The following is a 25,790-nucleotide window of genomic DNA, read 5'->3' as shown; positions in this document are numbered from 1 at the left end:
TAACTACGGTCGTCGATAGTGGAGTCGATGTCAACCGAGGGCCGTCGCGAGCTCGGCCGCCGCCTTCATCACGCGTGCCCCCGCCTCCTCCTCCAGGGAGCCGAACGTCACCACGCCGATCGACGCCTCCAGCCAGGGCAGTCCGGCGACCGGCGCGGCGATCCCGCGTGCGCCCTCCTGCAACTGCCCCTCGGTGACGAGATACCCCGAACGCCCCTCGCGCAGCCCGAGGATGGCCCTTCCGGCCGCACCCTTGGCCAGGGGATGCCGCGTTCCCTCCCGATAGGCGACGTGCATACCCGTCCACGAGGGCTCGACCACGGCCACGGCCAGCCCGTCGTCGCCCTCGGCCACGGTCAGGTGCGCGGTCGCGCCGACCTCCTCGGCCAGGCGGCGCAGCAGCGGGAGCGCGGCGGCACGCAGCAACGGCTGCACGGCCTGGGCCAGCACCAGCAGCCCGAGCCCGAGATGTACCTTGCCGTCCTTGTCGCGCCTGACGAACCCCTCGTTCGTCAGCGTGGTCAGCAATCGGTAGATCACCGGCCTGCTCAGCCCGAGCTGCGCCGAGAGCTCGGTCGGCGTGCGGCCTCCCCGGCCGTCGGCGAGCAGGCGGAGCAGGTGCAGCCCGCGCTCCAGGGTCTGGGCGGATTCAGCGGCCATCATGGCTCGATTATCAGGGCATCTATCCATGAGGCAGGGGTGACGCCCTGCGGCGGGAGGGGTAGGTAAGCGGTATCCGACCCTCGGGGGGAACGATGCAGCACAGCGAGACCCGCCCTGCGCCGACCGGCGAAGGACGGCAGGCAGGGCGGATCCGGCACGACTGGCGCACCTGGGCGAGCGCCATGACGGCCGCCGCGTTCGTCGCGCTGATCCTCGCCGTGCCCCTGCTGCGCGACGCCGACGACGCCCAGGCGGCCCAGGTCGAGGCGGCGGGCCTGCTGAGCGTGCGGGCCGACGTCCGCACACCGTCGGCGACCCCCGTCCTGCTGGTCGAGAACACCTTCTACGTCACCGAGGGCATCGAGGTCGACGAACGCCTGATCCCCGTCGAGGACGCGATCGACTTCCCCGGCGCCGACCTGGCCCCCGGCGTGAGCCTCGACGAGACAGGCGTCCTGTACGGCAGGCCCGGCGCGCCCGGCGTCTACACCACGCCGATCAGACTGTGCCGAGGCCTGATCTGTGTGGAGGAACGCATCACGGTCGTCGTGCACCGCAACGTGCCCTGGTCGGCGCAGGGCCTGACCTTCCCCGGCAAGGTCGGCCTGGCCTACAACGGCACGATCACCCTCAACGGCGGACCCGGCGCGGGCGTGCTGCCGACCTTCACCGTGACGAACGCGGGCGCACTGCCGCACGGCGTGGCGATCGGCCCCGACGGCCATGTGGGCGGCGTGCCGCAGACGGCGGGCGTCTCGGAGATCCCGGTGCGTGTGTGCCTGGCGGGCAACTGCGCCGGTGTGATCGTCACCCTCATCGTCGTCTGAGCACGGCCCTCTTGCCCGTACGGCGGGCATGGGGCCACGGTGGGACGCATGAGATCGGTCATTGTGGTCGGAGCCGGAATCTGGGGATCGTCGCTTGCCCTGCGGCTGGCGGAGTCCGGATGGCGGGTGACGCTGGTCGAACGGCACACCCCTGGACACCTGCGCGGCGCGAGCGCGGGCGAGACGAGGCTGCTGCGCTGCTCGCACGGCGCCGACGCCTTCTATGCCGATCTGGCCTGGCGCTCCAGGCAGGGCTGGCTGGCGCTGGGTGAACGGGTGGGCGAGGAGTTGTTCGTCGAGGCGGGCGTGCTGTTCTTCGCGGCGACACCGGACGGCTGGGAGCACGACAGCGCCGCCGTGCTCGACCGCGTCGGCGTGCCGCACGAACGACTCGACCCGGCCGAAGGCAGCCGATTCTTCCCCGACTTCCGGGCCGACGGCCTGAGCTTCCTGCTGTGGGAGCCGCACTCGGGAGTGATCAGGGCGCGCCGGGCCACCCAGCTCACCGCCAGGCTGGCACAGGCCCAGGGCGTACGGCTGGTCAGGGGCGTGGCGCGACCGGCGGGCGGCACCTCGGTCGAGGTGGCGGGCGAGCGGCTGACGGCCGATCGGGTGGTGTGGGCGGCGGGCGCGTGGCTCGGCGAGGTGTTCGACCTGCCGCTGACCGTGACCAGGCAGGACACCCTGCACCTGGCCGTGCCCGACGGCTGGAGCACACCCGGCATGCCGGCCTGGCTCGACTACGACGCCTCGGCGTACGGGCACGGCGACGTCGACGGCGTCGGGATGAAGGCCACCTCCGACACCGAGGGCCCGGCCTTCGAGCCCGAGCACGGGGCCAGGACCGTCGAGGCGGGCAGCGAGCGCGAGGCCCGCGCGTATCTGCGGCGCAGGTTCCCCGCGGTGGCCGAGGCGCCGGTGCTGTTCAGCCAGGTCTGTCAGTACGCCCTCACGCCGGATGCCGAATGGATCGTCGCGCAGACCTCGCCCGGCGTCTGGGTGCTCGGCGGGGACTCGGGCCACGGGTTCAAGCATGCTCCGGCGCTGGCCGAGGCCATGGCGGAGATCGTCGCGGGTGATCGGGAGCCGGAGTCGCGCTTCGGGTTGCACGAGCGGGTGCCCTCGCGCGGGTTGCGGACGAGCGGGCTGTCTCCGTTGTGACGTGTCCTCTTGACGGCTAATGTGCTTTGTGCCGCATTTGATCACGTCGGGGAGTACATGACATGCGCCTGTGGAAGATCCTCGCACTCGGCCTGGCGTTGAGCCTGCTCGGGATCGCGGTGCCCGCCTGGTCGCAGGACGATCCGCGTAGCTGCAACGACCTGCTGTCGGATGACACGCCCGCCTATGTCGTGTGCCGCTGGATGGCCACACCCGACGAGGTGGCCGACATCGTCAGGTTCTGGGGCGAGAACGACGGCGAGCGCATGCGTGAGGCGGGCCCCGTCGACAACGAGCTGATCAACTGCAACGCCCCGGGCAACAGGTGCGCCGAAGGCCTCGAAGGCGACGGCATCGCACACGAGGTCGGCGACCCGGAGCCGGAGAACCCGGACGACGAGGGCGACCCCGAGTGCGAGGGCGGTGGCAGCGACTGCTTCGTCAGGCCCGAGGCCCTCTCCCAGGCCGAGGTGAAGACGGCGGCCGAGACCCCTTCGGGCAAGGCCGTGGCGAGCGCGGCGGCGAGCGGCCTTCGCGTCTGGGTGAGCACGGAGCTGGCCGACGACTGGAAGGCGGGCAAGCTGCCCGAGGCGGTCAAGCGCATCGGCGCGCTGGCCGTACAGCCGGGTGTCGTGGGGGTCAGGTTCACCCAGCAGCTCGGCTACAACAAGACCTTCACCACGACCGAGGAGATCGACAGGTTCCTCGCCGAGACCACCGCCGCGCTGCGGGCGGTCGCGCCCGGCAGGAAGCTGGCCGCGCACACGGTCGTGCCCGTGCTCGGCTGCGGCGGCGACGACGCCTGCAAGAGCGCGCTGACGACGAAGTACCCGCTGGTGACGCCCGAGCAGGTCGGCGGCTATCTGAGCAAGGGGCTGATCGACCAGCTCGCACTGGACAACGGCCTGCTGGGCACCGAGTACGCCACCTGGAAGATCGACACGGCCACCGCGCAGCGCAACCAGTCGATCCAGGTCAGGGCGCGCGCCTGGGACGCCTACGGGCTGATCGCGGCCGAGGACGCCACCTTCACCGGTCCCGGCGCCTCCGCGCTGACCGCCGCGCAGGCCGACAAGGCGGTGGCCGACCGGATCGCCGCGCCGCTGCTCAACGACGCCGCCGAGAGCGTGACCCTGTGGACGCGTTGGCACGACGGCAAGACCGTGCACCGCATCCTGGGCGCCAAGCTCGCGGCCAGCCCGGCCTGGGCGGCGCTGGACAAGCTCGACGCGGTCAAGCCCCGGCTGGCCACGATCTACGACCCGGGAGCCCCCGAGGTCGACGTGGACACCGATCTGAAGAAGCTGGCCGAAGTCTTCGGCCAGGTCTACGTGGCGGCGCTCTGACCCGGAGCCCCACCCTGGCAACCGGCTGAGAAAGATCCGGCGATCGGATTCCCGCGCCGCACATGGGGGAATCTGTCAGGGCGGCCCGCGAGTGGCTCATCGCCGCCGATGAGGGGGGCTCGCGGGCCGCCCCCCCTCGATCATCGTCGCGAGCGACGGCTCACGGCTTGAGGAAGCTGCCGAACTCCTCCAGGTTGATCAGCCCGTCGCCGTTGACATCCAGCTTGGCGATCGCGGCCTGGGCGGCGTCGACCGTGATGGGCTGGCCGAGCACCTGCATGAGACGGACGAGTTCCTCGGCCGAGATGAGGCCGTCCTTGTCGCCGTCGACGAGTTCGAAAGTGATTGCGTAGTCGCTCATGGGAGAAAACCCTAGTGGCGCGTGATGTCCCTCGTGGGATGATTGATACCGTCATTTCCCGTGGGGGACATGACTTCGCTGAGTATCAAAGGCCTGCCGAACCTGCGTGACGTGGGCGGCCACACCACCGCCGACGGCCGCAAGGTCCGCACCGGGCACGGCTTCCGCTCCGGCGCGCTCGACCAGGTGACAGCGGCCGACCACGACAGGCTGGCCGCCGTCAGGCTGGTGTGCGACCTGCGCACCGACGCCGAACGCGGCAAGCAGCCCGACCTGCTTCCCGACGGCGTCGACTACCTCGTGCTCGACCCGCAGAAGGACGGCAGGCCCGGAGCCGACATCGCCTCGCTCTTCGCCCAGCCCGAAGGCGCCCAGGCGCTCAGCTCGCCCGAGACCGCCGCCGACTTCATGACGGCCGTCTACCGCGACCTGGTCACCGCACCCGCCTCGCACGCGGCCTTCGCCGGACTCATGCGCGCGATGGCCGAGCCCGGCACGCTCATGCACTGCACGGCGGGCAAGGACCGCACCGGCTGGGGCACCGCCCTGCTGCTCACCCTGCTGGGCGTCGACCGCGACACCGTGCTGGCCGACTACCTGGAGAGCAACGACCGCCTGAGCGCGGCCTACGCCCCGATCTACGACATGGTACGGCGAGGCGGCATGGACCCCGAGGTGGTCAGGCCGCTCCTCGAGGTCAGGCCGGAGTACCTGGCCGCGGCGTTCGCCCTGGTCGAGGAGCGCTTCGGCGACGTGCACGGCTACGCCGCCGAAGCGCTCGGCCTGACCTCCGAGGACGTCGAGGCCCTCCGGGCCGCCTACCTCCTCTGAGGCCCGGCCGTACTCAGAGCACCGCCCCCGAGCCGGTCCGCACCTGCGTCCTGCGCTTCTCCTTGGGGGCCGGAGGCGGCTTGGAGCTGCGCCGTTCGAGCTCGACGGCCAGCGGTCCCGCCACGAACGACGACGACAGCGTGCCCACGCCGATCCCGATGAGCAGGGCGATGGCGAAGTCGCGCAACGAGTCGCCGCCGAACACCGCCAGCGCCGCCAGGATGAACAGCGCCCCGAGCCCGGTGTTGACCGTACGCGGCACGGTCTGCAGGATCGCGGAGTTGGCGACCCGGGCGAACGGCGTCGTGCGCTGAGCCCCCCACATCTCGCGCACCCGGTCGAAGACGACGACCTTGTCGTTGACCGAGTACCCGATGATGGTGAGCATCGCGGCCAGGAACACGCCGTCGATCGGCTTGCCGAGCCAGGCGAAGGCGCCCAGCACGATCGCCGCGTCGGCGGCCAGGGCCAGGACGGCGGCGGTGCCGAACGTCCATCTGAACCTGAAGGCCAGATAGGCCAGCTGCGCCAGCAGGGCGACGCCGAGTGCGATCAGCGCGTTGCGCTTGAGCTCGTCGCCGAGGCTCGGGCCGATCAGCTCGTCGCGCTGCTTGTCGACCGGGCCCGCGACCGACTCCAGCGCGTTCTCGATGGTGACGACGTCGTCGGCCGTGATCTGACCGGTGCGCACCGAGATGTCGTCGCCCGAGCTCTGCACGACGGCCGAGGGGAAGCCCGCGTCCGACACGGCCTGCCTGGCGGTCTCGGCCGCGACCGGCTTGCTCGTGGTGTACTCGACGATGCGCCCGCCGGTGAACTCCACGCCGAAGTCCAGCCCTCTGACCAGCAGTCCGGCCGTCGACACCGCGACCACCGCACCGGCGACGGCCAGCCACAGCCTGCCCTTGCGCATCAGGTCGGGGTCGCGTTCGGTCAGCCAGATCCGCAGCCTGCCGACCGAACCCAGCCCGGACGCCTTCGGGCCGAGCCGCGAGATGACGAGCCCGGCGAGCACCCGCGAGATGAGCATCGCCGAGACCAGCGAGGCCAGCACGCCGATGGACAGCGTCACACCGAACCCTTTGACCGGCCCCGACGCCAGGAAGAACAGCAGCCCGGCGGCCAGCAGTGTGGTGATGTTGGAGTCGGCGACCGCACTCCAGGCGTTCTTGAACCCCTTGTCGAGCGCCGATCTGAGCCCACGGCCCGGCGAGGCGGCGTACTCCTCCCTCGCCCGTTCGAAGACCAGCACGTTGGCGTCGACCGCCATGCCGATCGCCAGGACGAACCCGGCCAGGCCCGGCAGGGTGAGCGTCGCCCCGATCGCCACCAGCGCCGCGTACGAGATCAGCGCGTAGAGGGCGAGCGAGATCGCCGCGACGAGCCCGACCACGCGGTAGACGATCACGATGAACAGCGCGGTCAGCAGCACACCGGCGACGCCCGCCTTGGCGCTGGCCGAGATCGCGTCGGCGCCGAGCGTCGGGCCGACGGTCCGCTGCTCGACGATCTCCACGGGCATCGGCAGCGAGCCACCCTTGATCAGCACCGAGAGCTGCTTGGCGCTCTCGGCGTCGAAGTTGCCGGTGATCGTGGTGGAACCGGCGGGCTGTCCGGTGCGGCACGGGGTGTCCTCGTTGACCTGGGGCGAGGAGATGATCTCGTTGTCCAGGACGATGGCGACCCTGCGCTTGGGGTCTCCGAACGGCTGGCAGGCGGCGTCGCCCGTCAGCTTGGCCCAGGGCCCGGTCTCGCGGAAGTCCACATTGACGAACCAGCCGGGCCCGCGCTGCGGGTCGGTGGCCGCGGCGGCGTCGGTCACCCCGTCGCCGGTGATCGAGGCCGGGCCGAGCAGCAGCTTGCCGCCCTGCTCGTCGGCCAGCACGGTCTGACCCTTGGCCGGCTCGCCATCGGCCTGGCCGAGCACCGGATGGAAGGTGAGCTGGGCGGTCTTGCCGATCACATCGGCCGCCTGGCGCGGGTCCATCACACCGGGCAGTTCGACGATGATCCGGTTCTCGCCCGACCTGACCAGGGTCGGATCCACGACACCGAGCGCATCGGTACGGCGTTGCAGCACGTCGAGCGTGCGGTCGGTGGCCTCGGCGTCGGCCTTGGCCGTCGGGGAGTCCTTGGTCTCGAAGACGAGTTGGGTGCCGCCACGCAGGTCGAGACCGAGGCGCGGGGTCATGCTCAGAGCCAGTAACACGGACACGGCGACGACGGCGAACGCCGCCACCGCACGCCACAAGGGCGCACGTGACATGGGAAGCCTCCACAGGCTGCGTACTAGGGAAAAGGGGAAGTTCAGCTGCCTGTGGAGGGCGGCGCGCGGCTGTTGGCCGCGCGGTGGCCGCGCTGCGGCGGCACATCGGTCCCGGCAGCCGCCCGCACGAACAGCACACGGGGAGCCCGCAGCACGGTCGGATGCGGAGGTACGGCGAAGCCGGCGAAGGCGGGCTGGTCCGCCTTGAGCTTGGTGGTGTGCGGCCGGGGAGCGGCCTGGGCGTGCAGCGAGGGCAGCTCGGCCTGCACGACGAGCGCCTGCAGCCGCGCCGACGCCGCGTGCGGATGCGCGCCCCCGACCAGGAAGATCGACGACAGCAGAAGGAGGAACGCGGCGCTCAGCCTGCTCCTGCTCCTCATGTCGCTCCTTCGTCGGGTCCCGCTTCACGATAGCCCGCCCGAGGCTGAGACGCCGCCTGCTGGGTAGCGGGCGGCCATGACTGTCTACGGGTATCACGCCTCGCACGAGCAGATTCACCCGGCGGAGTTGCTGACCGCGGTCGCCGAGGCCGAGAGCGCCGGATTCGCCGCCGCCATGTCGTCGGACCATTTCGCCCCTTGGAGCTCACGTCAGGGCCAGTCGGGATTCGCCTGGTCGTGGCTCGGCTCGGCGCTGCAGGCCACGTCGCTGCCGTTCGGCGTCGTCAACGCGCCCGGCCAGCGCTACCATCCGGCGATCATCGCGCAGGCGGTGGCCACGCTGGCGGCGATGTACCCGGGCCGGTTCTGGGCGGCGCTCGGCACCGGCGAGGCGAGCAACGAACACGTCACCGGCCAGGCCTGGCCCGCCAAACACGTCCGCAACGCCCGGCTGCGTGAGTGCGTCGAGATCATCAGGGCCCTGCTCGACGGCGAGGAGGTCAGCCACGACGGTCTCGTCACCGTGGACAGGGCCAGGGTGTGGACGCTTCCCGAACGCAGGCCGGACCTGGTCGGCGCCGCGGTGTCGGAGGAGACGGCGCGCTGGTGCGCCGAGTGGGCCGACGGCCTGATCACCGTGGGCGGCCCGCAGGCGGCCAAGGTGGCACGCGCCTACCGCGAGGCGGGCGGGCGCGGCCCGCTGCGCGTGCAGGTACACCTGAGCTGGGCGGCCACCGACGAGGAGGCGGCCCACCTGGCGTGGGACCAGTGGCGCTCCAACGTGTTCGGCCCGCCCGCCTGCTGGGACATCGACAGTGTGGCCGCCTTCGACGAGGTGTCCAAGGACGTCTCGCGCGAACGCGTCGCCGAGGTCGTGCACATCTCCAGCGACCTGGAACGCCACCGGGACTGGCTGGCCGGATACGCCGAACAGGGCTTCGACGAGATCTACCTGCATCACGTCGGCCAGCGGCAGCGGCCCTTCATCGAGGCGTTCGCCGAGGTGATCAAGTGAGGCTCACCCACACCTCCGACCTGTGGTGGAAGTCGGCCGTGATCTACTGCCTGGACGTCGAGACGTACAAGGACGGCGACGGTGACGGCATCGGCGACTTCCGAGGGCTGACCCAGCAGGTGGACTACCTGGAGCGGCTGGGGGTGACGTGCATCTGGCTGATGCCGTTCTTCCCGACGCCGAACAAGGACGACGGCTACGACATCACCGACTTCTACAGCGTCGACCCCAGGCTGGGCACGCTGGGGGACTTCGTGGAGTTCGTCCGCACCGCGCGGGACAGGGGCATGCGGGTCATCGCCGACCTGGTCGTCAACCACACCTCCGACCAGCATCCCTGGTTCGTCGACGCCCGCTCCGCCAAGGACTCGCGCTACCGCGACTGGTACGTCTGGTCGGACAAGCCGGAGCCCGACGATCCCGACGCCGTGGTCTTCCCCGACAAGGAGGACAGCATCTGGCAGCTGGACAAGAAGACCAAGCAGTACTACCTGCACTCCTTCTACCGGCACCAGCCGGATCTGAACGTCGCCAATCCCGAGGTACGCGATGAGATCACCCGCATTCTCGGCTTCTGGATGGAGCTCGGGCTGTCCGGGTTCAGGGTGGACGCCGTGCCGTTCCTCATCGAGAACGTGGGCGACAAGCTGCCCGATCCGCATGCCTTCCTGGCCGATCTGAGGGCCTTCATGGGGCGAAGGCTCGGCGGCTCGGTGCTGCTGGGCGAGGTCAACCTGGCCTACGACGACCTGCTGGCCTACTTCGGCGACGGCAACGGCGACCAGCTCACGCTCTGCTTCGACTTCATCGGCATGCAGCGGGCCTGGCTGGCCATGGCCAGGTCGCAGGCCGAGCCGGTCGTCTCTGCGCTGCGCGAGCGGCCGAAGCCGCCCAAGGACTGCCAGTGGGCCTCCTTCCTGCGCAACCACGACGAGCTGACGCTGGACAAGCTCACCGAGGAGGAGCGCGAGGAGGTGTTCGCGGCCTTCGGGCCCGACAAGAACATGCAGATCTTCGACAGGGGACTGCGTCGCAGGCTGCCCGGCATGATGGGCGGCGACCTGCGCCGGATGAAGATGGCCTACAGCCTGCTGTTCTCACTGCCGGGCACACCGGTCGTCTTCTACGGTGAGGAGATCGGCATGGGCGAGAACCTGGAGGCCGAAGGGCGCATGGCCGTACGGGTGCCGATGCAGTGGGCGCCGGAGGGCGGGTTCACGGCGGGGGAGGCCGATCGCGAGGGGCCCGACGGCGCGTACTCGCCCGCGCATGTCAATGTCAGCGACCAGCTGCGGGACAACGACTCGCTGCTGTCGTGGTTCAAGCTGCTCATCCTGCGCTATCGGGAGTGCCCCGAGCTGGCCTGGGGCGAGTGCACGGTGCTGGAGGCCGGGCATCCGGCGGTGCTGGCGCATCGGTGCGACGCGGAGGGGGCGACGGTGGTGGCGGTGCACAATCTGTCGGACACCTCGGTGGAGGTGGAGCTGAAGCTGGAGGGGCTGGGCGGCAGTGTGCTGACCGACCTGCTGGTCGACGGCAGCTCCGAGATCCCCGACGACGAGCGCACGCCCCTGGTGCTCGGCCCGCACGGCTGCCGCTGGATGCGCGTCTCGCCGCCCCGCACCCCGCCGGAGGACGCCTCGGTGAAGGCGGGTTAGTCCGCGCCTGGCCAGGCGCGCATGGCGAGGTCGGCGATGCGCCGCAGGTCCTCGTGGGAGGCGCCGTCGCGGGCCTGGGTGGACATGCCCTGGATGACGGCGGCGTAGTAGGCGGCGAGCGCGGCGGTGTCGGTGCCTTCGGGCAGGCGGCCCGCCGCGAGGTCGCCGTCGATGCGGGCCCTGATGGCGGCCTTGGCCGCTTCGCGCATCTCGCGCAGCGCGGCCTCGACGTCGGCGGACTCGGGGCCGCAGTTGACGGCGGCCGAGATCACCATGCAGCCCGGCGGGTGCGCGTCGTCGCTGTAGTGCCTGGCGGCCTCGTGCAGGGTGAGCGCGACGGCCTGCCTGCCGCTCTCGCTCTCCTCCAGCGCCCGGGTGACCACCGCACCGTGTTCGCGCTGGTAGCGGCTGACGGCCTCGTCGAAGAGGCGGCGTTTGTCGCCGAACGCGGCATACAGGCTGGGCGGGTTGATGCCCATGGCGGCGGTGAGCGCGGCGATCGAGGTGGCTTCGTAGCCGTTGCGCCAGAACGCGGTCATGGCCTGTTCGAGGGCCTGGTCCCTGTCGAAGGAGCGTGGTCTCGCCATGGCCTCATTCTATAGCGATCCCTATGTTACGGTTGTTATGTATCGATCGCTATGAAATTGAGGTCGTCTTGAGCACCACGCCCCTCGTCCTCGTGCACGGCACCGGCGGCGACCCCGCGAGCAACTTCGGCCACCTCGTCGACGGCTTCGGCGACATCGGAAGCGTGCGCACACCCGACTACTCCACCTTCGTGCCGGACGGGCGGCTCGGCCTCGACGACCTGGTCGACCTGGTCGTACCCGAGCTGGGGGAGTGCGGCGACCTGGTCGGCTTCTCGCTGGGCGCGGTCGTCGCGGCGGCGGTGGCGGCCGCACACCCCGAACGGGTGCGCAGGCTCGTGCTGATCGCCGGGTGGACGCACCCCGATACCCGGCTGGCACTCGGCCTGCGGGCCTGGCTGCGTCATCTCGACACCGATCCGGCCGTCGCCGCGTTGCTCGCCTTCAGCCCGGACTTCCTGTCGGGGCTCGGCGCGGACGGGGTCGCCGGGCTGCTCGCCGGGAGCGCGCCCGCAGGGACACGGCGTCAGATCGAGCTGGACCTGACCGTCGACATCCGCGACAGGCTGCCTCTCGTCACCGCGCCCACGCTGGTCGTCGGCAACACGCAGGACCACCTGGTCCCGGTCGCCCATGCCAGAGCGCTGCACGCGGGCATCGCCGGGAGCGCGTACGCCGAGCTGGACAGCGGCCACATCGTCGTGCACGAACGACCGGCCGAGCTGACCGCCCTGATCCGCGACTTCATCACGGCCGGATAGGGAAGCCGTTGGCCCCTATCAAGATCGTCGTCAAGGATGGGGTGTCGCCCGCCGGGTATGAAGGCCGTTATGACAACAGACAACCACCACGAATTGCGCCAGGTGGAGACCGAGTTGGCCAGGTTGAAGGCGGAGAACGCCGACCTGCGCGAGCAGATCGGCGACAGCGGCGCCCTCGATCAGGTCGAGCGCAGCTCGATGATCCAGATGGCCGACGAGCAGGACGAGGTCATCGCCGAGCTCGAAGCGCGGCGCGAGAGCCTTCGATCGCAGGACTGACCAGGCGCCGGTCCGCGTCGCCCATGGGAGGGGCCTGGCCCCCATGGGCAACGCGGATCAGGACGCCGCCGCTGACTGCTTGGCCCTGCGGATCGGCTCGCCGATCTCGTGCATGTGCCGCAGGGCCTGGGCATAGGAGTCGACCAGGCCGGACTCCAGATAGGACACGCCGAGCTCGTCGCAGTAGGCCTTGACGATGGGCTGGGCCTTGCGCAGGTTGGGGCTCGGCATGTTGGGGAACAGGTGGTGCTCGATCTGGTAGTTCAGCCCGCCGAGCGCCACGTCCAGCAGGTGGCCGCCCTTGACGTTGCGGGAGGTCAGCACCTGCTTGCGCAGGAAGTCGAGCTGGTCCTCCTCGCTCGGCATCGGCATGCCCTTGTGGTTGGGTGCGAACGTGCAGCCCAGGTAGAGGCCGAACACCGCCTGGTGCACCGCCATGAACGCCAGCGCCTTGTCCCACGGCAGCACGGCGAAGACCAGCGCGACGTACCAGACCACATGGCCGATCAGCAGCGCCGCCTCCACACCCTTGCGCTTCATGTGCGGCTTGGGCAGCGCGCGGAAGCTGGAGATGTGCAGGTTCAGGCCTTCGAGCGTGAGCAGCGGGAAGAACAGGAACGCCTGGTAGCGCCCGATCAGCCGCGGCACGCCCGTCGCCCGCTCGGCCTGCTCGGCCGACCAGATGAGGATGTCGGGCGCGACGTCCGGGTCGTGCTCCTCGTGGTTGGGATTGGCATGGTGGCGGGTGTGCTTGTCGGCCCACCAGCCGTAGCTCATCCCGATGAGCAGGTTGCCGAACACCAGGCCCGAGTTCTCGGCCGAACGGCGTGACCTGAAGACCTGGCGATGGGCGAGGTCGTGTGCGACCAGGGCGACCTGGGCGAAGGCGACAGCGAGGAAGGCGGCGACGAGAAGTTGCAGCCAGGAGTCGCCGACCGCGACGAACAGTGCCCATCCACCGGCGAAGGCGATGGCGACCAGAGTCAGCCGGACAGAGTAGTACGTGGTGCGTCGCTCCAGGAGGCCGGCCTCGTTGATCTTGCGTGCTAATCGGGCGAAGTCGCTGCCTCTGGCTTCGACGGCTGACGTGGTCACTGATCTCCTTGTCGGGGCGGTCGGGAAGTCGACTATTCAGAGTCTGGCCGCGGCCGAGACCGGGGAGAATCCCGTGGTCACCCCCGCCGGGGGTAGTGCTGCCCCTACCATGGCCGTTCACCGGGGCCGATGCAAGATCGCCTCGCGGGAAGACCAGAGTTGTCCGGGACCAGAGATAGCACGACCCCCTGTGACCTGGGCGAATCAGGGTGTCGGCGGTGACTCTACCCGGCGGACGCCACCTTGCGCGCACTGCGGGAGTCCCAGATCGCCACACCCCACACGACGGCCGCCGCCACGACGGCCAGCACGATCGGCGGCGCGATCGGCCCGAGCGGCACCAGGGCGAGCAGCAGCACGGCGGCCGCGACACGGTTGACCGGCACGTAGCCGAACACGGCCCGCTTGAACAGCGCGTGCCCCAGCAGGAACAGCGCGGGCCCGCCGAGCACGGTCAGCGCGGTGCCCCAGCTGCCGTGACCGGTCGGATGCGCGATCACCAACTCGTCGCCGACGGCCGAGACGATGACGCCGACGACCATGACGATGTGGATATAGGTATAGGCCGAGCGCCCGATCCTGCCGGGGTCGTCCGACTCCGAGATCGCCTCGGCCGCGGCTTCGGCCGTGCGGTCGAAATACACCCACCACAGGGCCACACTGCCGAGGAAGGCCACCACGAAGGCGGCCAGCGAGGAGGGCGTGATCTCGCTCTGCCCGGCCAGCGTGGCACCGGTGACCAGCACGGACTCACCCAGTGCGATGATGACGAAGAGCTGGCAGCGCTCGGCCATGTGGCCGCCGTCGATGGACCAGTCCGATGTGACCGAGCGGCCGAGGCCGGGCGTGCGGTAGCCGTGGCTCGGCGCGAGGTACTCCAGCACCAGGGCCAGCACCCACAGTGCGACCTGCGCGCCGCCGCCGATCAGCGCTCCGGCGATCCACAGCACCCCGGACAGACCCATCCACACCAGCACCCGCTGGAAGGTGCGCTGGATCGGCGCTCCACGCGTGGCCCAGGCGACGAAGATCGTGCGACCGATCTGGATGCTCACATAGGCGCAGGCGAACCACAGCGCCCGCGAGCCGAAGGCCTCGGGCACGGCGGCGGCCATGACGAGCCCGGCGAGCATGACCCCGACCAGCATCAGCCGCATGGCCGGATGGTTGGGGTCGCAGTAGTTGGTGGTCCAGGTCGTGTACATCCAGGCCCACCACACGGCCAGGGTCAGCAGCAGCGTCTGCCCGGCGCCCGCGGGCGTGAGGTGCGCCAGCAGCAGGTGGGAGAGCTGGGTGATGGTGAAGACGTAGACGAGGTCGAAGAAGAGCTCGATCGGCGACACCACGGCGGCGCCCGCCTCGCGTCGGCGCAGGACATGTCTCCAGCTCATCCCCACCCCTTGTGAGCTCACTCGAACGCGACGTCGTCGAGCTCGACGAGAAGCGCCCCCTTGGCGGCCAGCTCGGCCTCGACGCGGTCGGAGATCGTCTGAGCCGCGTCACCGTCATCGTAGGTGGCATGCGCGCCGCGCACGACGCGGGCCTGGTGTCCCGCGGCGATGGCGCCGAGCGCGGTCTCGCGCACGCACCACTCGCTCTGCAACCCGGCGATCACCACCGGGTCGCCCGGCCCGAGCAGGGTGCCGAGCGTGGAGTCGGCGAACGCGTCCGGCTGGAACTTGTCCACCACGTGCTCACCGGGCAGCACCTCGTGCACGAGCTGCCAGCCGGGTGTGTCGGGCGCGTCGGGGTCGTCGGAGGCGCCGTTGTTGCGCACGTGCACGATCGTCACACCGGCCAGCCGCGCCCGCCGCAGGAGCTCGGCGATCGCGGGGCCCACGCTGCCCGCGGCGGGCGCCGCGGTGGGCGGCTCCAACATGTTGCGCTGGACGTCCAGCAGGATGAGCGCGATGGGCATGCCGCAGACAATAGCCGAGGCTATCGATCAGGTGTGCGAAAAGTGCGGACTAGGCGTCGAGGCCCTCGGCGAACACCAGGTCGAGCAGGCCGGGGAAGCGGGCGTCGAGATCGTCGCGCCGCAGCGTCATGAGCATCATGCGCCCCGAAGGCCGCTGCCGGATGACGCCGCTCTCGCGCAGCACCTGCCAGTGGTGGGTGAGCGTCGACTTGGGCACGTCGGGGACGATCGCGCCGCAGGACATCTCCTCGCCCGAGGCCAGGGCGCGCACGATCCTGGCTCTGACCGGGTGGCCGAGCGCGGCGAGAACCGCCTCCAGCTGGAGCTGGCCGCGGTCGGGATGCAGTGCTGTCACCCCTCCATCGTACGAACGTGCCGAACTCGACGCCTCGAAGCCGCCGCCCGCCCCGGGCTTCCGTACCAAGGGGGAGGTTTAAGCCGAGCCGAACATGGGGGAGAACAGGCCGGACGGGGTGGAAGGGGCAAAATTTTAGGTTCGTCCTTATTTTAGGTTGACTCCTGATAAGGATGATCCTAAAGTTGTGTCCAACACAAGCAGGAGGAACGTATGAGTGTCGCCGCCACGACGTACGACGCGCCCGCGACCGACTCGGTGAAGGACTACCTCAAGCAGATCGGCAAGGTTCCTCTGCTCACGGCCGACCAGGAGATCGACCTGGCCAAGCGCATCGAGGCGGGCCTGTTCGCCCAGGAGCGGCTCGACGACGAGGGGCACCTGCTGCCGCTCGGCCTGCGTGCCGACCTCGAATGGATCGTCGAGGACGGCCGCCGGGCCAAGGAGCGCTTCATGGAGGCCAACCTGCGCCTGGTGGTCTCGGTGGCCAAGCGCTACACCGGCAGGGGCATGCTCTTCCTCGACCTGATCCAGGAGGGCAATCTCGGCCTGATCAGGACCATCGAGAAGTTCGACTACACGATGGGATTCAAGTTCTCGACGTATGCGACCTGGTGGATCAAGCAGTCCATCACCAGGGCGCTGGCCGACCAGTCCAGGACGATCCGTATCCCGGTCCACATGACCGAGGTGATCAACAAGGTCGCGCGCACGCGCCGCCAGCTGCTCACCGAGCTCGGCCGCGAGCCCACGGTCGAGGAGATCGGCATCGAGCTCGACATGACCCCCGAGCGCGTCGCCGAGGTGCAGGACCACGCCCGTGAGCCGGTCTCGCTCGACACCCCGCTGGGCGAGGAGGGCGACAGCTCCTTCGGCGACCTCATCGAGGACACCGAGGCGGCCGACCCGGCCGAGGCCGTGTCGTGGACGATGCTGGGCGAGCAGTTGCGCGCCATACTCGGCACGCTGTCGGAGCGCGAGGCCGGTGTGGTCTCCATGCGTTACGGGCTGGCCGACGGCGAGCCCAAGACGCTGGACGAGATCGGCAAGGTCTTCGGGGTCACGCGCGAGCGCATCCGCCAGATCGAGAGCAAGACGATGTCGAAGCTGCGTCACCCGTCGCGGGCGGAGGCGCTGAAGGAGTACCTCTGATCCGGGCGCTCAGCCGGAGCGCACCTCGATGACCTCGGCCCGGCGCTGAGGGCTGACCAGACTCGCCCCGACCAGCACACCGAGCGCGATCGCCACCACGGTGAGCAGCGCGGTCGTCAGGTCGTCGGTGCTGACACCGGTCGCCAGCAGCTTCGAGACCCCGTTCAGACTCAGCGTCCCCGGCACGATCAGCCAGAACGCCGGCAGGAACGTCACCAGCGCGGGCGGCCCCTTGAGCCGTATCTGGATGACCGTGACCAGCGGCATGAGGATCAGCCCCGCCGCGAACGCCCCGAACAACGCGCCCCCGGCCGCCGACCCGAGCAACTGGCACGCCCTGGTCAGGACGAGGACGACGAGCAGCCACGGCAGCGAACCCCGAGGCGCGCAGGCGTAGAAGAAGTGCCCGAGCCCCGTGCACAGCACCCCGACCCATGTGGCCCAGTCGCCGAGCACGGCGGTGGGGGTGGTGGCAGGCGGCTCGCCGACGATCCCGATCCCGACCACGATCCCGAACGACAGCAGCACCAGCACATTGACCCCGTAGATCATCCGGCTCGCACCCGCCACCATCGACCCGCTGGCCAGCTCCACCGTGCCGATCGTCAGCGCCGCGCCGGGCAGCAGCGAGATGAGCGGCGGGATCAGCAGCGCGCTCGAACCGTGCTGCCCCCAGTGCGCCAGCAGCCCGATGAGCACGGTGACCGACAGCGCCGCCGCCACCGGCAGGGCCAGCCGCAACACCTGGAAGCGGTCGGCGATCTCCCGCAGCCCGCCGACGAACGCGCCGAGCAGGATGTAGCCGGGCAGCAGGTCGACACTCGGATGCAGCACCAGCCCGAGCCCGAGCGTGAGCAGCACGTGCCCGGCCAGCCTCGCCGTACGGCCGAAGCGGGGCTCCGAGGCGAGGATCTCGCGCAGGCGTGCGGTGCCCTCAAGGGGCGGGATCTGGTGGCGTTCGGCGTCGGCCGCCAGTTTGTAGACCTCGGAGAGCTGGTCGAGGCGCAGGGAGTCGCCTCGGGTCGGGGCGAAGTCGACGACCGCCCCCGCGCCCTGCCCGAACCTGACGAACAGCCCGGTCGGCAGGGCGAAGAAGCGCACCTCCTCCACGCCGTAGCCGCGTGCGATGAGCTCCATCTGCTCCACGACCCGGTCGACGGGGTCGTCCGCCTGGCACAGCGCCACGCCGAGGCGCCGCAGGAAGTCGACGAGTTCGGGTGGCGGTGGGGGCGGGCCGCTCGGCTCCTCCTGCGGGGGTGGCTCCTGACGGCGCAGGCCCGGCAGTCTGCGGGCCAGGCCGGTCAGTTTGGCCCGCCAGGCCGGGAAGGGCCTGGGCAAGGGCCTGCAGCCCGTCTTGTTCTTGAGGTCGGCCAGCTCCACGGCATCCTTCCCGGCGGGTTTCCGGGTGCGTACCCAGCTCGGAGGGCTCTGCCGCGGCGTTTGCCGATTCCTGGGGCAAAGCTGGACAGTGACCGACAACTTCTTGGTTCTTGACAACTTTCTTTGTCGGTGACACCGTTGAGGCATGTTCGACGTAGCAGTGATCGAGGACGCCGCGGCGGCGGAGGTCTCGCTCGACCCCGTGCGCGCCAGGCTGCTGGCGGAGCTGGTGGTGCCGGGCTCGGCGACCATGCTCGCGGCCAAGGTCGGCCTGCCCAGGCAGAAGGTCAACTACCACCTGCGGGCCCTGGAGCGGCACGGGCTCGTCGAGCTGGTCGAGGAGCGCAGGAAGGGCAATGTCACCGAGCGTGTGCTGCGGGCCACCGCGGCCTCCTACGTGATCTCGCCCAACGCCCTGGCCGCGGTGCGCCCCGACCCGTCGCGCTCGCCCGACCGGCTCTCGGCGCGCTGGCTGCTGGCCCTGGCCGCCCAGCTCGTCCGCGACGTGGGCGAGCTCATCACGGGGGCCGCCCAGACCCGCAAGAAGGTGGCGACGTTCGCCATCGAGGGCCGGGTGCGCTTCGCCTCGGCCGCCGAGCGCGCGGCGTTCGCCGAGGAGCTGGCCCAGGCGGTCACCGCCCTGGTCGGCAAGTACCACGACGAGGGCGCCGAAGGCGGCAGGGAGCATCGCGTGATCGTCGCCGTCCATCCCAGCATCACCCGTCAAGACCCGTCCCACGCCAAGGAGTCCTGAGATGACGCACCCCTTCGAGCTCAAGCTCGACATCGACCTCGAAGCCACGCCCGAGCAGGTCTGGGCGGCCATCGCCACCGGGCCCGGCGTCGACGCCTGGTTCATGGGCAGCAACAAGATCGAGGGCAGGGAGGGCGGCGCCACCAGCCAGACCCTGTTCGGCCACACCGCACACGCCACCGTGACCACGTGGGAGCCGGGCAAGAGGTTCGCCTACGCCTCCGAGCCGGGCCCCGACGGCTCGTTCATGGCCTTCGACTACCTCATCGAGGGCAGGGACGGCGCGGCCACCTCGCTGCGGCTCGTGCACAGCGGCTTCCTCGGCGGCGAGGACTGGGAGGCCGAGTACGACGGGCTCAGCATCGGCGACCGCAAGTACCTCAGGAAGCTGGCCGTCTACGTCAAGTACTTCGCCGGCCGCCGCTCGCAGTTCGACCTGTTCGCCGTCGGCCCGCAGGTCGCCGACAAGGCCCGCGTCTGGCACGGCTTCACGGCAGCCTTCGGCCTGAGCGGCGACGTGGCCGAAGGCGCGCGCGCCGTGCTCGCCGTCGAAGGTCTCGCGCCGGTCGAGGGTGTGGTCGAGTTCGCCGACTCGGGCTTCCTCGGCGTGCGCTCGGCCGACGGCTTCACCATGCTCATCCACGGCCACCAGGACGCCGTCGTCGTGCAGCACCACGCCTACGCCGCCGTCGACGGGGCCGCGATCGAGGCCGCCTGGCAGGGCTGGCTGCAGCACGCCTACGCCTGAGCCGCGCTTGGCCGTACTCTCGACGTCATGGCCGATCGACCGTTCGCATCGTCAGCCGATCTCGACGACAAACCGCAGACCCTTGAGGTCCTGGCCGAAGGCGTCTACGCGCTGACGGCCGAGGGCGACCCCAATGTGGGGGCGATCGAGGGGGAGGACTTCCTGGTCTGCTTCGAGGCGATGGCCACACCGGTCGCCGCACGGCAGTGGCTGGCCAGGCTGCGCGAGCACACCGGCAAGCCGGTCAGGTACCTCGTGCTCTCGCACTACCACGCCGTGCGCACGCTGGGCGCCTCCGCGTTCGACGCCGAGGTCGTCATCGCACACGACGACACCCGGGCGCTGATCGCCGAGCGCGGCGAGCAGGACTGGGCCTCCGAATACGGGCGTATGCCGAGGCTGTTCAAGGATCCGGCCTCCATACCTGGTCTGACCTGGCCGGACGTGACGTTCTCCGACCAGGTCACCATCGATCTCGGCGGCACGCGAGGCGCCTTGGTCCTGAAGCATCTCGGGCGCGGCCATACCGAGGGCGACATCGTGGCCTGGCTGCCGCGCGAGCGCCTGTTGTTCGCCGGAGACCTGGTGGAGGCGCAGGCCGCGCTCTACACCGGCGACGCCTTCCACCGCGAGTGGTCCACGAGCACGCTCGACGGCGTCGCCGCGCTCGGGGCCCGCTCGCTGGTCGGCGGGCGTGGCGCGGTCGCACACGGCGAGCAGGCCGTGCGCGCGGCCGTCGAGCAGACCCGCGACTTCCTGCGCACGATGCTCGCCGAGGTCGGGCGCGTGCACGAGGCGGGCGGGGAGCTGCGGGCCGCCTTCGAGGCGGCGCACACCGCGCTCGAACCGAAGTACGGCCGCTGGCCGATCTTCGAGCACTGCATGCCGTTCAATGTCGCCAGGTTGTGGGACGAGCTGTCCGGTGTCGAGCGTCCGGTCATCTGGACGGCCGAGAGGGATCGTGAGGTATGGAGCCGACTGCGGTCCTGATCGCGGGCGCCGGGCCGGTCGGCCTGGTCACGGCGTTGCTGCTGGCCGCGGCCCGGGTGCCGAGCGTGGTGCTGGAGGCGCGTGAGCCGAGGGCTCCGGCCAGGTCGCGCGCCATCTGCTTCCAGCGTGACGTGCTGGATGTGTTCGACCGGGTCGGGTGCGCCGAGACGATGGTCGCCGAGGGCGTCACGTGGACCACCGGCCGTACCTACTACCGCGAGCACGAGCTGTTCGCGGTGCGCTTCCCGGGCTCGTGGCCGGGCGCGCTGCCGCCGTGGATCAACCTGTCGCAGGCCAGGGTGGAGGAGCTGCTGCACGCGCGGGCGGCGGCCGAGCCGCTGGTCGAGGTCAGGCACGGCCAACGGCTCACCGCCTACGCCGAGGACGAGGACGGCGTGACGGCGACGACCGGGAGCACGACGATCAGAGGCAGCCACCTGGTCGGCGCCGACGGCGGGCACAGCACGGTCAGGCGGCTGGCCGGAATCGACTTCCCCGGGCGCTCCTACGACGACCTGTTCCTCATCTGCGACATCCGGGCCGACCTGCCCTTCCCCAGCGAGCGCAGGTTCTACTTCGACCCGCCGTGGAACCCCGGCAGGCAGGTGCTCGTGCACCAGTGCCCCGACTCGACCTGGCGCATCGACTGGCAGGTCGAGCCCGGCTTCGACCTCGACGCCACCGACGTCGACGCCATGATCAGGCGTATCACCGGCGACCTGCCCTACGAGGTCGTGTGGCTGACGCTCTACCGCTTCCACGAGCGCGTCGCCTCGGCGTTCGCACGCGGCCGGGTCGCCCTGGCCGGTGACGCGGCCCACCTGTACGCGCCATTCGGGGCACGCGGCCTCAACTCCGGCATCCAGGACGCCGAGAACCTCGCCTGGAAGCTGGCCTCGGGCGATCCCGCCCTGCTGGCCTCCTACGCCTCCGAACGGCGTGCGGCCGCGCTGGAGAACCTGCGGGTGACGGCGCGCACGATGGCCTTCCTCGTGCCGCAGAGCGAGAGGGAACGGCAGTGGCGGCGTTCGGTGCTGGAGCAGGCGATCGACGACCCGGAGGCGCGGGCGCGCATCGACTCCGGGCGGCTGGCCGAGCCGTACTGCTATGCCGATTCGCCGCTGACCACACCGGCGGCCCCTGGGCAGGGCATCGTGCCGGGTTTCGGGCCGGGTGAGTTGTGCCCCGACGCGCCCGTCACCGTGGACGGCCGTCCCACCCGGCTTCGCCGTCTGTTCGGTCCCGGGTTCGTGGTGCTCACCGCCAGGCGCGACCGGGTGCCGGGGGCCTACGTGCTGCCGGACCTCGACGCGTCCGGAGCACTGGGTGAGAGGCTGGGCGCGGGCGAGGACACCGTCCATGTCGTACGGCCGGACGGGCATCTGGCGGCCGTGCTGCCCGGCTACCACCCGCAGGCGCTCGACCTGGCCCTGCGCCGTGCGGGCTGCGCCGTGCCGGTCAGCACAGCACGGGCGCGCTCAGCGACTCGACCTGCATCCAGTTGAAGCCCGGCTCGTCCTTGGGGGTGCGCACGGCGATCCAGCCCGAGGGATGCGGCCGGTTCAGCAGCACCACACGGTCCTCGCGGTACTTGAACTTGAGCTTCTTGGCGTCGGGCGCGGGATCGGCGAACAGGGTGGCCGAGTCGGCGATCACATAGGCGCACCGCACCCCGGCGACCGAGGGCGTCTCCTGCGGCAACGGCCTGAAGGCGTAGAGCGCCCCGGCCACCAGCAGGACGGCCAGGACCGCGATGCCGAGCATCCGCAACGGCGCCTTGGCCGCTCGCTCCTCCTCGTCGAGGTCGTCCTCGTTGTCGGGTAATTCGGCCGCTGGAGAATACGGCAATTCAACCGACCTTTTCTCGTCCGCGCCGGATTCTGGAAGCGGACTCGCGGCGAGTAATCGCGTACGCAGATGAACGACCTGCTCCTGCGCCGGGACTCCCGCGTTGTGCAACATCTTGATCAGTGTGCTCTCGGGCGGAACCGTGCCCCGCAAATACGCATTGAGCCTCGTGGTCGACACGCCCAGCGCTTTGGCCTGCTCGCGCTGTCCGAATTTACCGGTGCGCTCGGTCAGATGGCGGATCAGATCGGCCATCCGGTCGGGCGAATCGGTGTCCGCATTCGGAGGGGACTGTTCCGTCTCGCCCATCGCGTTCCGTCCATAGTCGTGAATCTGCTGGTAACGGCCCTTCTTCGGCGGTCTCTTCGTTCCGTGCGCCGAAGACGCTGGCGGTACGGCGATGCGACCTGGGATCCTGCCTGACGGAAGTGACACATGGGCAGGAATCGGCAAAGCGAGGAGTTCCTATGAGCGAGAACCTTAGCAATGAAATGAGGCTCATCAAAGAGTGGGCCGCGCTCGTGAAGCGGGTGCCCGAAGGGGAGAAGAGCATTCCATGGCTCGCCGGGCGCGGCCGTACCGACAACAAGACCGTGCTCTTCTTGAGAGGTGTGCGCAACATACTCGCCCATGGCGGTGACGTGGGTTCGAGAAGGCTCGAACGCGCTTTACGGGCCGCCCGCTCACTACGCCGCAACCTGGACCATCCGTGGCCGCACGACGCCGGACGGGCGGCGCCCGGCTGCTCACGTGCGACGAGCGTCGCGGACAAGTAGCTGAATTTCAGGTTCCGGCGGGTGCCGAAAGGGGCTGACCTGGGAATTCGGCTGAGTTTTTCAGTGTTGGCCCCTGGATTATCACACCATTGACGGCCCCGCCTCCGGGTGGCCTTGTCGCCGCGTCGCGGCCTGGGAGAGCGTTCGCGGCTAGAACAGCCTCCAGGTGAACAAGGAGCCATAGATGAGGCAACGCCTGCTCCCCGCGGTGGGAGCCGTCATCCTGGTCGCCGCCCTCACGGCCGCGACCGCACCCTCGGCGGCGGACCAGCCGCTCGACCAGCCGCTCGATCGGGCGGTCCTTCAGGTCATGACCGCCCACAGCAAGGCCGAAGGATCATCGCTGACCGCGACCGGCGCGGGCAGCGAGGTGAACGTGCAGCGCTCGGCGCCCGGCGGCGCCTGGGTGTTCGGCTCCTCGGTGCTGAAGGCCCCGAACATCGAGGGCGCCTACCCCGAGGGCTGGTTGTTCCTGGCCCACAAGGGCGCACGCGGCTGGCAGGTGGCGCTGGACGGCACGCCCGCCTTCGCCGCACTCGCCCGGCGAGCGCCGCTCTCGGTGCTGACCAAGGGGGAGAAGGACACCTTCGCCGCCAACGCGCACAACGCCACCAACCTGGCGCCGACCGGTCTGTCCCTGCCGTACCCGGTGGGCGCCTCCTGGCGCATCATCGGCGGGCCGCACGGCTGGTCCGGCCAGCCGAGGCCGTGGAGCTCCATCGACCTGGACAGCCGGGCGAGCGACCGCAGTGTGCTGGCCGCGCAGTCCGGCCGGGCGTACTGGATCTGCTCCAACGGCGGGCACATCCGCATCATTCACGACAACGGATGGACGACGGAGTACTACCACCTGCTCAACGAGATCAAGCCGCAGGGCACGGCCGTCCAGATGGGCGCCTACCTGGGGCTGACCAGCACACGCGTGCCCTGCGGCGGCTCGGCCGGCAGCAACCACGTGCACTTCGCCCTCAAGAGCGGCTCCTCCTTCGTGCCCTTGCAGGACAAGACCATCGGCGGCTGGACCTACTTCGAGGGCTCCAGCGCCTACGGCGGAGGCGCCAGGCGCGGCACCGCCACGAGGTACACCGGCGACTGGCTGCAGAACTACGGCCCCGAGACGACGCCGGGCGGCCGGACCTTCGAGAACACCGACAACCACGACGTGCCCGACCTGGGCCAGGCCGAGTCCTCGATCACCGTGACAGGCGTGCCCGGCAACGCGCCCAGCACGCTGGGCGTCTACGCGGACGTGCACCACGGCTGGCGCGGCGACGTCCAGATCGACCTCATCGGCCCGACCGGCGTCACCTACCGCCTGCGCGACCCGGCCTCCGACGACAGCGGCACGATCATCCACGAGAACTACACCAAGGACGCCTCCTCCTCCCCGGCCAACGGCACCTGGCGGCTGCGGGTGAAGGACGTCGACAGCAACCACTCCGGGTACATCGACGGCTGGACCCTGACTTTCTGACAAATTGCCTGTAAATTCGGGACGATCACTCCTGAAAGGGAGGGTTTCCCGATGGCTCCAGTCGAGCAGCCCTTCGATCCGTCCCCCGACCAGTCCCCACCGGCACCTCCACCCCCGGACCGCACGAGCGCCCCACCGAGCCGGGCGCCCGCGCGCGAACGACAGCCGGTACGTCCCTTCGACCGCGTGCTGCGCGAGGCGATATCCGCCAGAGGACTCAGCCTCGAACGCCTGCACGCCCGCCTGTCCCAGCGTGGTATCCAGGTCAGCCTGGCCTCGTTGAGCAACTGGCAACGCGGCAAGTGCCGCCCGGAACGAGCCCACTCGCTCCGGGCGGTGCAGGCGCTGGAGGAGATCCTCGTCCTGCCGGGCGACAGCCTCGTCGCCAGCCTCGGACCGCCCCGTCCGCGAGGGCGCTGGACCGGGCACGTGCCCGGCGCCCTGCCCTACCGCGACCTGTGCCCGGTCTCGCGCAGCCTCCAGCGCCTGCTCGGTGAGATCAAGAACTCGACCGACGGGCAACTGGCCCTGCTGACCTACCACGACCACTTCACCGTCGGCCCGCAACGCGACGAGCTTGCCGTACGCACCCACGCTGTTTTCCAGGCGCGGGCCACCGGTGTCGACCGGCACGTCGCCATCCACTACAACGAGCGCTCGCGGCTGCCCGACCACATGTCGACCGCCTTCTGCCGCACCGGCCGGGTCAGGACCGACGAACCCGCCGGGCTCACCGCCGTGGAACTCCTCTTCGACCGTCCGCTGAGCGAAGGCGAGACGTATGTCGTCGAATACGAATTCGGCTATGACAAACACGGTCCCGAAAGCACCTTCTACAATCGCTGGTTCCGCTTTCCCGCCCACTCCTACCTGCTGACGCTTCAGTTCTCCCAGTCCAACACGCCTGTACGCTGCTTCCGCTTCTTCCAGCCCACGGCCGCCACACCGCCGACCGACACCGAAGAACTCCGCCTCAGCAGCTGGAACTCCACCCACATCGCAGAAACCGACATCCGGCCCGGGGTGCACGGGATTCGCTGGGAATGGTCGTAGCCTTTGGCCGAGACACATATCGCCAGGCGAAGGCGGGAGGGTTACGCTGGGCGGCGCCTTGATCCGCCTGACGCCCGGGAGTTCGATGACAGGCTCGCCGAACCCGACTTTC

At 70.1% G+C, this 25,790-nt stretch carries 26 protein-coding genes and 1 pseudogene; 16 read left to right on the top strand and 11 right to left on the bottom strand.

Features of this window, described 5'->3' with window-relative positions:
* Positions 1 to 30: 30 nt before the first annotated feature.
* On the bottom strand, positions 31 to 663 hold the full coding sequence (locus ACTWNK_RS39535) for a helix-turn-helix domain-containing protein (protein WP_474310049.1): 633 nt from the start codon (positions 661 to 663) through the stop codon (positions 31 to 33).
* Between the two features lie 92 nt (positions 664 to 755).
* Here ACTWNK_RS39535 and ACTWNK_RS39530 point away from each other — a divergent pair, with 92 nt between their 5' ends.
* From ACTWNK_RS39530 to ACTWNK_RS39520, 3 genes are all read left to right on the top strand, one after another.
* On the top strand, positions 756 to 1,490 hold the full coding sequence (locus tag ACTWNK_RS39530; RefSeq protein ID WP_474310048.1) for a hypothetical protein: 735 nt from the start codon (positions 756 to 758) through the stop codon (positions 1,488 to 1,490).
* A 48-nt stretch (positions 1,491 to 1,538) separates the two neighbouring features.
* Entirely contained in the window at positions 1,539 to 2,651 is a 1,113-nt protein-coding gene (locus tag ACTWNK_RS39525) for an NAD(P)/FAD-dependent oxidoreductase (RefSeq protein ID WP_474310047.1), read from the top strand.
* Positions 2,652 to 2,713: 62 nt separating this feature from the next.
* Positions 2,714 to 3,997: a hypothetical protein gene (locus tag ACTWNK_RS39520; protein ID WP_474310046.1), complete on the top strand. Its 1,284-nt coding sequence runs from the start codon at positions 2,714 to 2,716 to the stop codon at positions 3,995 to 3,997.
* A 160-nt stretch (positions 3,998 to 4,157) separates the two neighbouring features.
* Here ACTWNK_RS39520 and ACTWNK_RS39515 read toward each other — a convergent pair whose 3' ends face one another.
* A complete protein-coding gene (locus ACTWNK_RS39515; RefSeq protein WP_474310045.1) occupies positions 4,158 to 4,358 on the bottom strand; it encodes an EF-hand domain-containing protein in 201 nt (66 codons plus the stop codon).
* 69 nt (positions 4,359 to 4,427) lie between these two features.
* On the opposite strand from ACTWNK_RS39515, the gene ACTWNK_RS39510 reads away from it, so the two are divergent.
* Entirely contained in the window at positions 4,428 to 5,189 is a 762-nt protein-coding gene (locus ACTWNK_RS39510) for a tyrosine-protein phosphatase (RefSeq protein WP_474310044.1), read from the top strand.
* A gap of 13 nt (positions 5,190 to 5,202) precedes the next feature.
* Here the strand turns inward: ACTWNK_RS39510 and secD are convergent, their stop codons facing one another.
* Both secD and ACTWNK_RS39500 read right to left on the bottom strand, forming a co-directional pair.
* The gene (gene secD, locus ACTWNK_RS39505; protein ID WP_474310043.1) at positions 5,203 to 7,455 is read right to left on the bottom strand and encodes a protein translocase subunit SecD; all 2,253 of its coding nucleotides are present in this window, start codon (positions 7,453 to 7,455) and stop codon (positions 5,203 to 5,205) included.
* Between the two features lie 41 nt (positions 7,456 to 7,496).
* On the bottom strand, positions 7,497 to 7,835 hold the full coding sequence (locus ACTWNK_RS39500; protein WP_474310042.1) for a hypothetical protein: 339 nt from the start codon (positions 7,833 to 7,835) through the stop codon (positions 7,497 to 7,499).
* A 76-nt stretch (positions 7,836 to 7,911) separates the two neighbouring features.
* On the opposite strand from ACTWNK_RS39500, the gene ACTWNK_RS39495 reads away from it, so the two are divergent.
* Both ACTWNK_RS39495 and ACTWNK_RS39490 read left to right on the top strand, forming a co-directional pair.
* Positions 7,912 to 8,850, top strand: a complete 939-nt coding sequence (locus tag ACTWNK_RS39495) for a TIGR03885 family FMN-dependent LLM class oxidoreductase (protein ID WP_474310041.1) — start codon at positions 7,912 to 7,914, stop codon at positions 8,848 to 8,850.
* The gene (locus tag ACTWNK_RS39490; RefSeq protein ID WP_474310040.1) at positions 8,847 to 10,508 is read left to right on the top strand and encodes an alpha-amylase family protein; all 1,662 of its coding nucleotides are present in this window, start codon (positions 8,847 to 8,849) and stop codon (positions 10,506 to 10,508) included. Before ACTWNK_RS39495 ends, ACTWNK_RS39490 begins: the two co-directional genes overlap by 4 nt.
* On the opposite strand, the gene ACTWNK_RS39485 is transcribed toward ACTWNK_RS39490, so the two are convergent.
* Complete coding sequence (locus tag ACTWNK_RS39485; protein WP_474310039.1) at positions 10,505 to 11,095, bottom strand: TetR/AcrR family transcriptional regulator; 591 nt, start codon at positions 11,093 to 11,095, stop codon at positions 10,505 to 10,507. The genes ACTWNK_RS39490 and ACTWNK_RS39485 overlap by 4 nt on opposite strands.
* 68 nt (positions 11,096 to 11,163) lie before the next feature.
* Here ACTWNK_RS39485 and ACTWNK_RS39480 point away from each other — a divergent pair, with 68 nt between their 5' ends.
* Both ACTWNK_RS39480 and ACTWNK_RS39475 read left to right on the top strand, forming a co-directional pair.
* Positions 11,164 to 11,856 carry an alpha/beta fold hydrolase gene (locus ACTWNK_RS39480; RefSeq protein ID WP_474310038.1) on the top strand — a complete coding sequence of 231 codons (693 nt, stop codon included), beginning with the start codon at positions 11,164 to 11,166 and terminating at the stop codon, positions 11,854 to 11,856.
* A 69-nt stretch (positions 11,857 to 11,925) separates the two neighbouring features.
* Positions 11,926 to 12,135 carry a hypothetical protein gene (locus tag ACTWNK_RS39475; RefSeq protein ID WP_474310037.1) on the top strand — a complete coding sequence of 70 codons (210 nt, stop codon included), beginning with the start codon at positions 11,926 to 11,928 and terminating at the stop codon, positions 12,133 to 12,135.
* 57 nt (positions 12,136 to 12,192) lie between these two features.
* On the opposite strand, the gene ACTWNK_RS39470 is transcribed toward ACTWNK_RS39475, so the two are convergent.
* From ACTWNK_RS39470 to ACTWNK_RS39455, 4 genes are all read right to left on the bottom strand, one after another.
* Entirely contained in the window at positions 12,193 to 13,230 is a 1,038-nt protein-coding gene (locus tag ACTWNK_RS39470) for a fatty acid desaturase family protein (RefSeq protein ID WP_474310036.1), read from the bottom strand.
* 224 nt (positions 13,231 to 13,454) lie between these two features.
* On the bottom strand, positions 13,455 to 14,621 hold the full coding sequence (locus ACTWNK_RS39465; protein WP_474310035.1) for a low temperature requirement protein A: 1,167 nt from the start codon (positions 14,619 to 14,621) through the stop codon (positions 13,455 to 13,457).
* Between the two features lie 17 nt (positions 14,622 to 14,638).
* Positions 14,639 to 15,148, bottom strand: coding sequence for a cysteine hydrolase family protein (locus ACTWNK_RS39460; protein WP_474310034.1), 510 nt, complete (start codon positions 15,146 to 15,148; stop codon positions 14,639 to 14,641).
* A 49-nt stretch (positions 15,149 to 15,197) separates the two neighbouring features.
* Positions 15,198 to 15,503, bottom strand: a complete 306-nt coding sequence (locus ACTWNK_RS39455; protein WP_474310033.1) for an ArsR/SmtB family transcription factor — start codon at positions 15,501 to 15,503, stop codon at positions 15,198 to 15,200.
* A gap of 222 nt (positions 15,504 to 15,725) precedes the next feature.
* Between ACTWNK_RS39455 and ACTWNK_RS39450 the strand changes: the two are divergent.
* Positions 15,726 to 16,655: pseudogene (locus tag ACTWNK_RS39450) on the top strand (RNA polymerase sigma factor); the annotation flags it as partial.
* A gap of 9 nt (positions 16,656 to 16,664) precedes the next feature.
* Here the strand turns inward: ACTWNK_RS39450 and ACTWNK_RS39445 are convergent.
* A complete protein-coding gene (locus ACTWNK_RS39445) occupies positions 16,665 to 18,035 on the bottom strand; it encodes a threonine/serine exporter family protein (protein WP_474310032.1) in 1,371 nt (456 codons plus the stop codon).
* Between the two features lie 145 nt (positions 18,036 to 18,180).
* Here ACTWNK_RS39445 and ACTWNK_RS39440 point away from each other — a divergent pair, with 145 nt between their 5' ends.
* The 4 genes from ACTWNK_RS39440 to ACTWNK_RS39425 are packed head-to-tail and all read left to right on the top strand — an operon-like array spanning position 18,181 to position 22,032.
* A complete protein-coding gene (locus tag ACTWNK_RS39440) occupies positions 18,181 to 18,789 on the top strand; it encodes an ArsR/SmtB family transcription factor (protein WP_474310031.1) in 609 nt (202 codons plus the stop codon).
* A 1-nt stretch (position 18,790) separates the two neighbouring features.
* The gene (locus tag ACTWNK_RS39435) at positions 18,791 to 19,537 is read left to right on the top strand and encodes an SRPBCC family protein (RefSeq protein WP_474310030.1); all 747 of its coding nucleotides are present in this window, start codon (positions 18,791 to 18,793) and stop codon (positions 19,535 to 19,537) included.
* 27 nt (positions 19,538 to 19,564) lie between these two features.
* Entirely contained in the window at positions 19,565 to 20,527 is a 963-nt protein-coding gene (locus tag ACTWNK_RS39430; RefSeq protein ID WP_474310029.1) for an MBL fold metallo-hydrolase, read from the top strand.
* Entirely contained in the window at positions 20,506 to 22,032 is a 1,527-nt protein-coding gene (locus ACTWNK_RS39425; RefSeq protein ID WP_474310028.1) for an FAD-dependent monooxygenase, read from the top strand. The genes ACTWNK_RS39430 and ACTWNK_RS39425 overlap by 22 nt, the downstream gene beginning before the upstream one ends.
* Here the strand turns inward: ACTWNK_RS39425 and ACTWNK_RS39420 are convergent.
* The gene (locus ACTWNK_RS39420; RefSeq protein WP_474310027.1) at positions 21,986 to 22,684 is read right to left on the bottom strand and encodes a hypothetical protein; all 699 of its coding nucleotides are present in this window, start codon (positions 22,682 to 22,684) and stop codon (positions 21,986 to 21,988) included. The two genes, ACTWNK_RS39425 and ACTWNK_RS39420, sit on opposite strands and share 47 nt — an antisense overlap.
* A gap of 158 nt (positions 22,685 to 22,842) precedes the next feature.
* Between ACTWNK_RS39420 and ACTWNK_RS39415 the strand changes: the two genes are divergently transcribed.
* The 3 genes from ACTWNK_RS39415 (at position 22,843) to ACTWNK_RS39405 (ending at position 25,678) form a co-directional block, all read left to right on the top strand.
* Positions 22,843 to 23,151, top strand: a complete 309-nt coding sequence (locus tag ACTWNK_RS39415; protein ID WP_474310026.1) for a hypothetical protein — start codon at positions 22,843 to 22,845, stop codon at positions 23,149 to 23,151.
* A gap of 184 nt (positions 23,152 to 23,335) precedes the next feature.
* Positions 23,336 to 24,625 (top strand): proprotein convertase P-domain-containing protein, encoded by a 1,290-nt coding sequence (locus ACTWNK_RS39410; protein WP_474310025.1) that lies wholly within the window; start codon positions 23,336 to 23,338, stop codon positions 24,623 to 24,625.
* A gap of 51 nt (positions 24,626 to 24,676) precedes the next feature.
* Positions 24,677 to 25,678 (top strand): helix-turn-helix domain-containing protein, encoded by a 1,002-nt coding sequence (locus ACTWNK_RS39405; protein ID WP_474310024.1) that lies wholly within the window; start codon positions 24,677 to 24,679, stop codon positions 25,676 to 25,678.
* Positions 25,679 to 25,790 lie beyond the last annotated feature (112 nt).

It is taken from the genome of Nonomuraea sp. IBHARD001 (assembly GCF_056106265.1).
This window is presented reverse-complemented; position numbering and strand designations above follow the sequence as displayed.

Bases quoted from the DNA above. Each gene is read 5' to 3' on its own strand.
- ACTWNK_RS39425 (WP_474310028.1), top strand. From the start codon at position 20,506: ATGGAGCCGACTGCGGTCCTGATCGCGGGCGCCGGGCCGGTCGGCCTG.
- ACTWNK_RS39410 (WP_474310025.1), top strand. From the start codon at position 23,336: ATGAGGCAACGCCTGCTCCCCGCGGTGGGAGCCGTCATCCTGGTCGCC.
- ACTWNK_RS39535 (WP_474310049.1), bottom strand. From the start codon at position 663: ATGATGGCCGCTGAATCCGCCCAGACCCTGGAGCGCGGGCTGCACCTG.
- ACTWNK_RS39530 (WP_474310048.1), top strand. From the start codon at position 756: ATGCAGCACAGCGAGACCCGCCCTGCGCCGACCGGCGAAGGACGGCAG.
- ACTWNK_RS39515 (WP_474310045.1), bottom strand. From the start codon at position 4,358: ATGAGCGACTACGCAATCACTTTCGAACTCGTCGACGGCGACAAGGAC.
- ACTWNK_RS39405 (WP_474310024.1), top strand. From the start codon at position 24,677: ATGGCTCCAGTCGAGCAGCCCTTCGATCCGTCCCCCGACCAGTCCCCA.
- ACTWNK_RS39420 (WP_474310027.1), bottom strand. From the start codon at position 22,684: ATGGGCGAGACGGAACAGTCCCCTCCGAATGCGGACACCGATTCGCCC.
- ACTWNK_RS39465 (WP_474310035.1), bottom strand. From the start codon at position 14,621: ATGAGCTGGAGACATGTCCTGCGCCGACGCGAGGCGGGCGCCGCCGTG.
- ACTWNK_RS39510 (WP_474310044.1), top strand. From the start codon at position 4,428: ATGACTTCGCTGAGTATCAAAGGCCTGCCGAACCTGCGTGACGTGGGC.
- ACTWNK_RS39485 (WP_474310039.1), bottom strand. From the start codon at position 11,095: ATGGCGAGACCACGCTCCTTCGACAGGGACCAGGCCCTCGAACAGGCC.
- ACTWNK_RS39475 (WP_474310037.1), top strand. From the start codon at position 11,926: ATGACAACAGACAACCACCACGAATTGCGCCAGGTGGAGACCGAGTTG.
- ACTWNK_RS39430 (WP_474310029.1), top strand. From the start codon at position 19,565: ATGGCCGATCGACCGTTCGCATCGTCAGCCGATCTCGACGACAAACCG.
- ACTWNK_RS39440 (WP_474310031.1), top strand. From the start codon at position 18,181: ATGTTCGACGTAGCAGTGATCGAGGACGCCGCGGCGGCGGAGGTCTCG.
- ACTWNK_RS39495 (WP_474310041.1), top strand. From the start codon at position 7,912: ATGACTGTCTACGGGTATCACGCCTCGCACGAGCAGATTCACCCGGCG.
- ACTWNK_RS39520 (WP_474310046.1), top strand. From the start codon at position 2,714: ATGCGCCTGTGGAAGATCCTCGCACTCGGCCTGGCGTTGAGCCTGCTC.
- ACTWNK_RS39415 (WP_474310026.1), top strand. From the start codon at position 22,843: ATGAGCGAGAACCTTAGCAATGAAATGAGGCTCATCAAAGAGTGGGCC.
- secD (WP_474310043.1), bottom strand. From the start codon at position 7,455: ATGTCACGTGCGCCCTTGTGGCGTGCGGTGGCGGCGTTCGCCGTCGTC.
- ACTWNK_RS39460 (WP_474310034.1), bottom strand. From the start codon at position 15,148: ATGCCCATCGCGCTCATCCTGCTGGACGTCCAGCGCAACATGTTGGAG.
- ACTWNK_RS39525 (WP_474310047.1), top strand. From the start codon at position 1,539: ATGAGATCGGTCATTGTGGTCGGAGCCGGAATCTGGGGATCGTCGCTT.
- ACTWNK_RS39500 (WP_474310042.1), bottom strand. From the start codon at position 7,835: ATGAGGAGCAGGAGCAGGCTGAGCGCCGCGTTCCTCCTTCTGCTGTCG.
- ACTWNK_RS39435 (WP_474310030.1), top strand. From the start codon at position 18,791: ATGACGCACCCCTTCGAGCTCAAGCTCGACATCGACCTCGAAGCCACG.